The following is a 7,481-nucleotide window of genomic DNA, read 5'->3' on the forward strand; positions in this document are numbered from 1 at the left end:
TAGTGTTTCGGTGGTCATAGCGTGAGGGAAACGCCCGGTTACATTCCGAACCCGGAAGCTAAGCCTCACAGCGCCGATGGTACTGCAGGGGGGACTCTGTGGGAGAGTAGGACGCCGCCGAACAATCATTCAGAAAAGGCCCGCCCGGGTGACCGGGTGGGCCTTTTCGCATTTCCGGCCGTCGCGTTTTCTGCCGTCGTTATCGGCCGGCGTCTGCCGCCGTGCCGGGCGCGGCGCCGGGCGCCGTTCAGCTGGCCAGCAGGGCCAGCTTCTGGGCCGTGGGCGAGCCCGGCTGGGCGGTGTAGACGACCAGCATCTGGTCCGGCGAGCCGTTGACGGTCAGCGTCTCGTAGCCGAAGTCGAGGTCGCCGACCAGCGGGTGCCGGAGCAGCTTGACGCCGCCGGTCTTCTCCCGCACCAGGTGGTCCGCCCAGAGCCGGCGGAACTCCTCGCTGTGCAGCGACAGTTCGCCCACCAGGGCGGCCAGGGCCGGGTCGTCGGGGTGCAGTCCGGCGTCCCGGCGCAGCTGGGCGACGGTCTCGGCGGCGACGGCGTCCCACTGGCGGTAGAAGGCGCGGGCGGCAGGGTCGAGGAACGCGTCCCGGGCCTGGTTGAGCGGCGTGCCGGCCTTCGCGGGCTTCCCCGGCTTCTGGCGCGCGCGGTCGGAGAAGCCGTTCACCGCGTCGCCCAGTGCGTTCCAGGCCAGCACGTCCATCCGGCGGCCCAGCACGAAGGCGGGCACGCCGGTCATCAGGTCCAGCAGCAGCCGCGTCCCCGGGCGGACCTGTTGCTCTCCCCGGGCCCGGGCCCGGGTGGCCGAGGCCTTCGGCGGGCGGTTCAACGAGTGCAGGTGCGCCGTCTCCACCTCGTCCAGCCGCAGCACGCGGGCCACGCCGTCGAGCACCGCGTCCGAGGCGCTGCCGCCGCGGCCCTGTTCCAGGCGGATGTAGTAGTCGACGCTGACCCCGGCGAGCTGCGCGACCTCCTCGCGGCGCAGGCCCTGCACCCGGCGGCGGCCGTGTGCGGGCAGACCCACCTCCTCCGGCAGGATCCGGGCCCGGCGCGAGCGGAGGAAGTCCCCCAGGGTGTTCTCCATGGCAGGCAGCGTAGCCCGGGGCGGGAAGCGGGAGGGTGGTACTGCCGTTCCCAGGATGGGAGTTCCCAGGAACGACTCGGCCCTGGGTAGGTGCGCGGCAGCGGCGCAGAGTTGTCGGCGTCAGCCCACCGGCGTCAGTCCACTGACATCAGCCCACTGACATCAGTCCACTGACGCCAACCGACTGACGCCACCGCACCGACCGTTCCCAGGAGTCCTCGATGAGCTACCCCGCCCTCGCCACCCGCACCGCCGTCGTCACCGGGGCCGCCAGCGGCATGGGCGCCGCCACCGCCCGGCTGCTCGCCGCGAACGGCGCGCGGGTCGCCCTGCTCGCCCGCCGCACCGACCGGATCGACGCGCTCGCCGCCGAGATCGCCGCGGCCGGCGGGCAGGCCCTCGCCGTCACCGCCGACATCACCGACCAGGCCTCGGTCGACGCCGCCGCCGCGGCCGTCCACGACGCGTACGGCCGGGTCGACCTGGTGGTCAACAACGCCGGGGTGATGCTGCCCAACCCCCTCGCGGACGGGCGGATCGACGAGTGGACCCGGATGGTCGACACCAACCTCACCGGTGCCCTGCGGATCGTGCGCGCCTTCACCGCCGACCTCGTCGCGGCCGCCGCGGACGGCCGAACCGCCGACCTGGTCAACGTCTCCTCCATCGCCGCGCACGTCGCCTTCCCCGAGTACGCCGTGTACGGCGCCACCAAGGCCGCGCTCACCCAGGTGTCCGCCGCCCTGCGGACCGAACTCGGCCCGCGCGACGTCCGGGTCAGCGCGATCGAGCCCGGGCTGACCGAGACCGAGCTCGGCGGGCACATCGACAACCCGGCCCTGCGCGAGCAGCTCGGCGGCATGTTCGCCGCGATCCCGGCGCTCGGCGCGGAGGACATCGCCGACCTGATCGCCTACACCGTCAGCCGTGCCCGGCACGTCAACCTGCGCCACCAGGTGGTGCTGCCGACCCGTCAGGCGTGACGTCCGCCGCCCGGCCGTTCCGCGTCGGTCCGGCACCGCCCCCCGTACGGCGTCGGCCCGGCGGTACCGTGGTGGCCGGGGTGGAGCAGGCCGGGGAAGGGGCGGGCATGGCGGGGGCGGGAACAACCGGGGCGGCCGGGCGGTGGACGCCGCTCGCGGCGCTGCGCGGCAGGCTGCTGGCCGAGATCAACGCGACCGTGCACGGTCAGGATCTGCACCTGGAGCGCTACGACCGTCCGGCCGGCGATCCGGGCCTGTTCGGGCCGGCCAGTGTGGTGTGGCGGGTGCACGGGCACCCGGCCGGGATGCTGGTGGGCGGCTTCGCGGCCCTGCTGCTGCAGTCCCTGCACCCGCTCGCGATGGCCGCCGTCGACGCGCACTCGGACTTCCGGAGCGATCCGACCGGGCGGCTCCACCGGACGGCCCGGTTCGTCACCACCACCACGCTCGGTTCGACGGCGGCGGCCGAGCGGGCGATCGCTGGCGTGCGGCGGATCCACCCCCGGATCAGCGGCACGGCCCCGGACGGGCGCCGCTACCGCGCGGACGATCCGGCGCTGCTCACCTGGGTGCACACGGCCGAGGTGTTCTGCTTCCTGGCCGGCTACCAGGCCTTCGCGGCCACCCCGCTGTCCGCCGCCGAGTGCGACCGTTACTACGCCGAGGCGGTGTGCGTCGCCGAAGGGCTGGGTGCCCGCGACGTACCCCGCTCCCGGGCCGAGGTGGCGGCCTATCTGGCCGGGATCCGGCCGGAGTTGCGGGTCACACCGCCGGCCCTGGACGTCGTGCGCCTGCTGCGCGGCTTCGGCCGCAGCCGCCGCGAGCGGGCCGCTGTCCGGGTGCTGACGAACGCCTCGATCGACCTGCTGCCGGCCTGGGCCCGAGCCGAACTCGCCGTTCGGCGGCCCTGGTTGGTCCGCGCGGCCTGGGACCGCCCGGTGGCGCGGACCGGCGGGCGGATCATGGTCTGGGCCTGCGGCCCCTCGCCGATCCGCGCCGCCGCGTACGCCCGGGCCACCGCCGCACCGGAGGGCGCGGCCGGCTGACCCCGGAGACCCCCGAAGGTTCGAAGGCCCGCGCTCCCCGAGCGCGGGCCTTCGAGCCGAGGGTGGGGGCGGAGGAGCGCGCCTCGGCCGGGTGCCGTTCCTCCGGCCCGGCCGGGTTCGGATGGTTAGGGTGGGTATGCGGCTTTCCCGGCGACACCGGGCCGGGTGGACGGGAGGTGGGCGCGGTGATCCGTGGGGTTCACCTGGAGGCGCAGTGGCGGCGGGAGGCGCTGCGGACGAACCTGTGGGTGGTGCCGAGCCTGGAGGTCGTGCTCGCCGGGGCGCTGTTCGCCGTCACGGTGTCGCTGGACCGGGCGGCGTACCGGGGGGACCTGGACCTGCCGTCCCTGGTGATCAGCGGGACGGCCGACGCGGCGCGGCAGATCCTGGCGGCGATCGCGGCGGCGCTCATCACGGTGGTGGGCGTGGTGTTCTCGATCATGATCGTGACGCTGACGCTGGCGTCCACCCAGTTCGGGCCGCGCATGCTGCGCAGCTTCATCCGGGACCGCACCACGCAGCTGACCCTGGGCACCTTCGTCGGGACGTTCGTCTACGCGGTCCTCTCGCTGGTCGTCATCGGGCCGGGTTCGCGCGGCGACTTCGTGCCGCACCTGTCGATCACGGTGTGCATGGTGCTGGTGCTCGCGGATCTGGCCGTGCTGATCTTCTTCATCCACCACATCGCCACCTCGATCCAGCTGCCCCGGGTGATCGCGAGCATCGCGGTCGAGCTGTCCGAGGCGATCGACGCGAGCGCGGGCGGGCCGGAGCCGGCGCGCGCGGCCGTACGGGGGCCGACGGCCGCGGAGCTGAGCGTCCTGCTGGACACCGCGGGTGCGACCGTGCCGGCGCCGGCCAGCGGGTACCTCCAGTTCGTCCGGCACCGCACGCTGGTGCGGATGGCGGCCGAGCTGGACGCCGTGATCCGCCTGGACCACCGGCCCGGGCACTTCCTCGTCCAGGGCCACCAGCTGGCCACCGTCTGGCCCCCCGGGGCGGCACCGGAGGTGGCCCGCAGCTTCGCGCGCGCGCATGTCGCCGGGTCCACCCGCACGCTCGCGCAGGACATCGCCTTCGCCGTCGACCAGCTGGTGGAGATCGCCATCCGGGCGCTGTCCACCGCGGTCAACGACACCTTCACCGCCCTGACCTGCATCGACTGGCTCGGCGAGGGTCTGTGCCGGATCGCCGCCCGCTGGAGCCCGAACCCCGTCCACCGGGACGGCGCCGGGTACATCCGGGTGATCACCGCCCCGGTCAGCTACGAACGGCTGGTCCAGCGCGCGTTCGAGAAGATCCGCCAGGCCGCCCCCGGGATGCCGGCCGTCCTGATCCGGCAGCTCGACGCGCTGGCGGAGATCATGGCCGAGACGCGGACCGAGGAGCAGCGCCGGGTGCTCCTCGCCCAGGCCGAGATGATCGAGCGCCTCAGCCGGGAGTCCGTGTCCGAGGCCGCCGACCGGGAGGACGTCCGGCGGCGCTACCGCGCGGTGCTGGCGGCCCACGCGCGGGCCCGGGGGTGATGCCGGGTGCGACGAGGGCCCCGCTGCCGGTGCGGCGGGGCCCGTCGTGCCGGGTGTGCTCAGCCGCTGTGGGCGGCGCTGACCAGGTCGGGCAGCAGGGCTGCGGCGTTGGGCGTGCCGAGGCCGGTGATCGGGTCCCAGCCGGCGGTGGCGGGGTAGCCGGGCACCGTCGGGTCGGCCGTGTTGTTGCCGAGGGTCACGTCGTTGAAGTCGGCCGCGTACTTGGCCGGGTCGGCGCCCAGCTTGTACAGGGCCGGGTTGATCGGGCCGAGGCCGCCGCCGTTGAGCTGGTCGGCGATCGCGATCAGGCCGGCCCACTGCGGGCAGGACAGCGAGGTGCCGCCGATGTCGTACCAGCCGGAGCTGCAGGGCGTGGCGCCGCAGTGCAGGCCGGAGAGGCCGTCCGGCGGGAGCGACAGGTAGACCAGGGCGCCGGTGCCGGGGGAGGCCTGCAGGGCCACGTCCGGGACGCCGCGCCTGGCGCCGATCGGGGTGGAGCCGGCGGGCAGCGCCGACTGGTAGGCGGGCTTGTCGAAGACCTGGCTGAATCCGCCGCCCGCGTCGGTCCAACCGACCTCGGAGGCACCGGCGTTGGCCTGGCACGCGGCCGGGTTGTCGGTACTGTCCACGGTCCGGCCGCCGGTCGCGCCGGGGTCGGTGCACAGGAACGTGCCGCCGACTCCGGTCACCAGCGGGTCGGAGGCCGGCCACTCCACCGAGGGGTACGGGAGGGTGGTGCCGCCGGACTTCACCGGGGTCTTCTCGGAGCCGGCCGTGCCGTTGTCGCCGGAGGAGCCGAGCACCGTGACGCCGTTCAGGGCCGCCGACTGGAAGGCGTGCCGCAGCGGCTGGATCGCCTGGGGGCTGCCGAAGGAGCCCTCGGAGGCGGCGAACGACTGCGAGATGACGGTCGCCAGGTGGTGGTCGACCACGTACTGCTCGGCGTCCATCAGGGCGGGGAAGCCCTGGGTGCCGAGGGTCTCGGCGGTGGGGGTGGTGACCAGCAGGATGTTGGCGCCGGGGGCCATCGCGTGCGCGGTCTCGACGTCGAGCGCGACCTCCAGCGCCCAGGCGGCCTTGTTCTCCTGGCCGGTGCCCTGGCTGGTGGACGGCGGCGCGGTGGTGCCCGGCGAACCCTGGACGTGCAGCTCGCTGAAGGTCGGCATGCCGGGCCGGCAGGTCACGCCCTCCTCGCCGCACATCGCGGTGACGCCGAAGGCCTGGTCGAAGACGTGCAGGTCGTGCGCCATCGTGTCGCTGCCGTACGAGTCGAGGATGGCGATGGTCTGGCCGCGGCCGTCGTTGCCGTTGGCGTACAGCGGGGCCAGGTTGTAGGCGGCCCGGACCGCCTGCGGGCCGAAGCAGCGGCGGCCCGCCGACGCGCACTGCGCCTGGGTGGGGGGAGTGGCGCCGGTCGACACCTGGGCGTAGTCGGCGACCGCGGGGTGCACCGTCGGGTAGTCGGCGGCCGCGGCGTTGACGGCGGCCGGGACGGCGAGGGCGCCGGAGGCCGCGAGGGCCAGGCTGCTCACTCCCGCCAGGAGCAGCCGGCGTATCGATGGAGCCTTCAAGTAGTCCTCCACGAGGGATGGTTGGGGGACATGCTCGGCCCGGGCCCGGTCGGATCGAACGACGCCGGGACGTGGGGGAGCCGCGACGCATGGTCACGGCCGGGCGCGAGTGTAGGGGCGGGAGCGGCCCGTCCTCAATGGCTCGTCGGCAACCGGTTCGGGAGTGAAGGGGCGCGGCCGGACGGGCGACCGGCCCTGCGTCCACGACCGGACGGCGCCGGATTCGGAGCGTGCCCGATCGGACCGTCCACGACCGGACCGGACCGCACCGGACCGGGCAGTGCCGGATCGGACCGCGCCGGACCGGGCAGTGCCGGATCGGACCGCGCCGGACCGGCCGTCAGCCGGCGGGCTGCCAGGGCCGCCCCGGCACCCAGAGCGGTACGGGCCCGGTGCGGGGCATGGCGTGGGCCGCGTCCTGCTCCAGCCACGCCTCCACCCGTGCCGGATCGCCCTCGCTCAGCTCGACCAGCGCGTCGGCGGCGATCCGGGCGCAGCACAGCACCAGCGCCAGGGTGTCCTGCCGGCGGTGCCGCTCCCGCACGTACGCCTCGCTGCGCTCCTCGATGCGGCGGTCGGCGGGTGCCCCGTCCTCGGCGACCGGCGCGTGGGAGGCTCCGTCCTCGGTGGCCAGCGCCTGGACGCCGTGCCACACCAGGGTCAGCGCGCAGGGCTCGGCCGGGTGCGTCACACCCTCCCGGCGCGCCTGCTCGCGGCTCTCGGCCGCGCGGCGCCCCAGCCGTTCCAGTGCGGTCGGGCCGTCCCCGCCGCAGCCGCGGAGCACCAGCTCGGCGGCCCGTTCGGTGACGGTCCGCAGCGCCGCGGGCGCGGGGACCCGCAGCCCGGGCCCGGGCGCGTCGCCGAACGCCAGCCACGTGTCGGCGTACGCGGCCGCCCGCAGCCCGCCGACCCAGGCCGGTGCCCCGGCCGGCGCGCCCAGCCGTTCCCGCGTGGCGAGCCGGACCAGTCCCACCGCGACCAGGCCCGCCGCGTCCCCGCCGAGCTCCCGCAGCCGTCCACTTCGCACCGCACACCCCCGTTTGCAGACGTCACCCCGTGAGCGGCCATCCCACCACACCAGGACGCGGACGAACTAGACGGGGCCATGTCACAGATTGGAGACGCCGTGGGCCCCCCCCCCCGGGGGGGGGGGGCCCCGCGGGGGGGGGGGGGGGGGGGGGGGGGGGCCCGGCGGGGGGGGGCCGGGGCGGGGGGGGGGCCCCGCCCGCGGGGGCCCTAAAGGGCCCCAGCGGGGGCAG

At 75.3% G+C, this 7,481-nt stretch carries 6 protein-coding genes and 1 rRNA gene; 4 read left to right on the top strand and 3 right to left on the bottom strand.

The window, feature by feature from the left end:
* Nucleotides 1-6: 6 nt before the first annotated feature.
* Nucleotides 7-123 (top strand): 5S ribosomal RNA (gene rrf, locus ACPC54_RS41700).
* A gap of 124 nt (nt 124-247) precedes the next feature.
* On the opposite strand, the gene ACPC54_RS41705 is transcribed toward rrf, so the two are convergent.
* Nucleotides 248-1,096, bottom strand: coding sequence for a helix-turn-helix transcriptional regulator (locus ACPC54_RS41705; RefSeq protein ID WP_498972945.1), 849 nt, complete (start codon nt 1,094-1,096; stop codon nt 248-250).
* A 221-nt stretch (nt 1,097-1,317) separates the two neighbouring features.
* Between ACPC54_RS41705 and ACPC54_RS41710 the strand changes: the two genes are divergently transcribed.
* From ACPC54_RS41710 to ACPC54_RS41720, 3 genes are all read left to right on the top strand, one after another.
* A complete protein-coding gene (locus ACPC54_RS41710) occupies nt 1,318-2,079 on the top strand; it encodes an SDR family oxidoreductase (protein ID WP_498972947.1) in 762 nt (253 codons plus the stop codon).
* A gap of 107 nt (nt 2,080-2,186) precedes the next feature.
* Nucleotides 2,187-3,125 (top strand): oxygenase MpaB family protein, encoded by a 939-nt coding sequence (locus ACPC54_RS41715; protein ID WP_498972949.1) that lies wholly within the window; start codon nt 2,187-2,189, stop codon nt 3,123-3,125.
* 185 nt (nt 3,126-3,310) lie between these two features.
* Nucleotides 3,311-4,651 carry a DUF2254 domain-containing protein gene (locus ACPC54_RS41720; RefSeq protein WP_498972951.1) on the top strand — a complete coding sequence of 447 codons (1,341 nt, stop codon included), beginning with the start codon at nt 3,311-3,313 and terminating at the stop codon, nt 4,649-4,651.
* A 59-nt stretch (nt 4,652-4,710) separates the two neighbouring features.
* Here the strand turns inward: ACPC54_RS41720 and ACPC54_RS41725 are convergent, their stop codons facing one another.
* Nucleotides 4,711-6,183 carry a S53 family peptidase gene (locus ACPC54_RS41725; RefSeq protein WP_498972953.1) on the bottom strand — a complete coding sequence of 491 codons (1,473 nt, stop codon included), beginning with the start codon at nt 6,181-6,183 and terminating at the stop codon, nt 4,711-4,713.
* Between the two features lie 379 nt (nt 6,184-6,562).
* Complete coding sequence (locus ACPC54_RS41730) at nt 6,563-7,249, bottom strand: hypothetical protein (RefSeq protein WP_498972955.1); 687 nt, start codon at nt 7,247-7,249, stop codon at nt 6,563-6,565.
* Nucleotides 7,250-7,481: the final 232 nt, after the last annotated feature.

It is taken from the genome of Kitasatospora sp. NPDC094028, assembly GCF_049543595.1.
Taxonomy (GTDB): Bacteria; Actinomycetota; Actinomycetes; order Streptomycetales; family Streptomycetaceae; genus Kitasatospora.

Excerpts from the sequence above, each read along its gene's own strand:
- ACPC54_RS41705 (WP_498972945.1), bottom strand. The coding sequence starts at position 1,096 with ATGGAGAACACCCTGGGGGACTTCCTCCGCTCGCGCCGGGCCCGGATC.
- ACPC54_RS41710 (WP_498972947.1), top strand. The coding sequence starts at position 1,318 with ATGAGCTACCCCGCCCTCGCCACCCGCACCGCCGTCGTCACCGGGGCC.
- ACPC54_RS41715 (WP_498972949.1), top strand. The coding sequence starts at position 2,187 with ATGGCGGGGGCGGGAACAACCGGGGCGGCCGGGCGGTGGACGCCGCTC.